Source organism: Bacillus haynesii (genome assembly GCF_001969855.1).
Classification (GTDB): Bacteria; Bacillota; Bacilli; order Bacillales; family Bacillaceae; genus Bacillus; species Bacillus haynesii.
Genome location: NZ_MRBL01000074.1, coordinates 1 through 522 on the forward strand (window position 1 = coordinate 1; position 522 = coordinate 522).

Annotated in this window: 1 protein-coding gene; it reads left to right on the forward strand. The window is 37.9% G+C overall.

The window, feature by feature from the left end; all coding sequences use genetic code 11:
- On the forward strand, nucleotides 1-522 hold a 522-nt coding region (locus BTA31_RS22335; protein ID WP_275667526.1), incomplete at both ends, for a 4-hydroxyphenylacetate 3-hydroxylase N-terminal domain-containing protein.

Genomic DNA, 522 nt, shown 5'->3' on the forward strand with positions numbered 1-522 from the left:
AAGGGCGATCGCAGCAAATTGTTTAGTGGTAAGGACGGCGGAACTTTACTACATGTAGTGGAAGAAAATGATAAAGGAATTATTGTTAAGGGTGCAAAATTTGAAACAGCTGCAGCTTATGCACACCAAGCATTTGTCAAGCCGACTATTTTAGATTGGAATGCTGGAGAAAAAAGTATGGCACCTTTTGCTTGTGGATTTATCTGTGATATGGGGGCACCAGGCTTAAAACATATTTGTCGTACATCCTTAGGTGAAGGAAAAAACGATAAAGACTATCCTATCGCTACTAAATTTGAAGAAATTGATACACTACTTATTTTTGATAACGTTTTAATTCCATGGGAAAATGTACTCTTTCATCGATCATTAGCATCTGCGGCCTATATTCGTTCTACTCTTCACCGATATTCTGCATTTAATTACACACTAAGAATGTTGCGTAGGGCTGATTATTTACTTGGGGTAGCCTTATTAAACGTAGAACAAACCGGACTTACCCAGCTTCAAGCAGTAAAAGAA